Here is a 1,824-nt window from a genome sequence, read left to right as displayed (position 1 = left end):
GATGCCGCCGACGAGCAGCAGCGCGCCCCAGCTGGCGACGCTGTTCATGCCGGCGCCCGCCGCGATGCCGCCGACGACGCCGCCGATCGCGACGGGGAGGCACGTGCCGCGCAGCGCCGGGAGCGCTGCCCGGTGGCCCGCGCGCCACGCGGCGTCGCTCGTCATGAGCGGGCGCGTGCGGATGCCGATCCAGCCGTTGCGCTTGAGGACGCCCCAGGCGGCCAGCTGGCTGGTGCCGAGGATCAGCAGCGCCGCGACGGCGAGCAGCAGCGCGGGGACACCCATGCCCTCAGCCTGACACGGGAACGCCCGCCGTGCGCCCTCAGCACTCGATGACGTTGACCGCGAGGCCGCCCGTGGACGTCTCCTTGTACTTGGTGGACATGTCGAGGCCCGTCTGCCGCATCGTCTCGATCACGGTGTCGAGGGAGACGAGGTGCGTGCCGTCGCCGTGCAGCGCCATGCGGGCGGCGTTCACGGCGGTCGAGGCGGCGATCGCGTTCCGCTCGATGCACGGGATCTGCACGAGCCCGCCGACGGGATCGCACGTGAGACCGAGGTGGTGCTCCATCGCGATCTCGGCGGCGTTCTCGACCTGGCGCGGGGTCCCGCCGAGCACCGCGCAGAGCGCGCCGGCCGCCATCGCGCACGCCGTGCCGACCTCGCCCTGGCAGCCGGCCTCGGCGCCCGAGATGGACGCGTTGGCCTTCACGAGCGAGCCGATCGCGGTCGCCGTGAGCAGGAAGTCGCGGATCCCGTCGCGGTCCGCGCCGGGCACGAACCGCAGGTAGTAGGACCCGACGGCGGGGATGATGCCCGCGGCACCGTTGGTGGGCGCGGTCACCACGCGCCCGCCGGACGCGTTCTCCTCGTTGACGGCGAGGGCGAACGCGTGCAGCCACTCGTGCGAGGTGTCGCGCGCGCCCTCGGCGTCGATGGCGGCGAGCTGGGAGGCGACGCGGGCCGCGCGGCGTCGCACGTCGAGGCCCCCGGGCAGCGTGCCCTGGCCGTCCAGGCCGGAGGAGACGCACGCGGCCATGGCGTCCCAGATCGCGTCGAGGCCGGCGACCGCGCGGCGCGACCCGTGGATCGACTCCTCGGTGTCGCGCGCGACGTCGGCGATGGAGCGCCCCGTCGACTCGGCGAGGGCGATGAGCTCGTCCGCGTTGGAGAAGGAGTGGGGGAGCCCGGTGGGCAGCACGGCCGAGGGCGCCTGGTCCTCGCGCAGCACGAAACCGCCGCCGACCGAGAACCACGTGCTCTCGAGCACGGTGCCGCCGTCGGCGTCGAGGGCGGCGAGGTGCATCGCGTTCGGGTGCCGGGGGAGGCGCGTGAACGGCTCGAACGTGAGGTCGCGCCCCACCATGCGCACCGGGTGGACGCCCGCGAGCGGCACGTCGACGCCCTCGCCGAGCCCGGACCATCGGCCGCGCACCTCGTCGGGGTCGCAGGTCTCCGGCGCGAGGCCGGCGAGTCCCGCGACGACCGCGTCGGGCGTGCCGTGGCCGAGCCCGGTGGCGCCGAGCGAGCCGAACAGCCGCACCGTCACCCGGGTGATCGCCGTCAGCCGCGGTGACGCCGCGCACTCCTCGGCGAACAGCAGGGCGGCGCGCATGGGGCCGACGGTGTGCGAGCTCGACGGCCCGATCCCGATGGAGAAGAGGTCGAGTGCCGAGACGTACGCTGTCATCCCGTCAGACTATGCCGCCGCCTCCGCGCGGTCGGCCGGGCGGGTCGCGGCGGGCCCGACGGGGGCGCGGCCGCGGCGGGCGGCGCGGCAGCGGCGGGGGGGGCGCGGGCGGGGGGGGCGGGGGCGCGGGGCCG

General features: G+C 76.2%; 2 protein-coding genes. Both read right to left on the bottom strand.

Annotated elements, in window-relative coordinates; translation table 11 throughout:
• A partial coding sequence (locus Q6969_RS15365; protein WP_317231223.1) for an SdpI family protein occupies positions 1-285 on the bottom strand: 285 nt, incomplete at its 3' end.
• A 37-nt stretch (positions 286-322) separates the two neighbouring features.
• Positions 323-1,690, bottom strand: a complete 1,368-nt coding sequence (locus tag Q6969_RS15360; protein ID WP_317231222.1) for an L-serine ammonia-lyase — start codon at positions 1,688-1,690, stop codon at positions 323-325.
• Positions 1,691-1,824: the final 134 nt, after the last annotated feature.

The organism is Clavibacter sp. MX14-G9D (assembly GCF_032917815.1).
In the GTDB taxonomy this organism is placed as follows: domain Bacteria; phylum Actinomycetota; class Actinomycetes; order Actinomycetales; family Microbacteriaceae; genus Clavibacter; species Clavibacter michiganensis_K.
The sequence above is the reverse complement of the archived record's forward strand: the minus strand, read 5'-3'. Positions and strand labels throughout refer to the sequence as shown.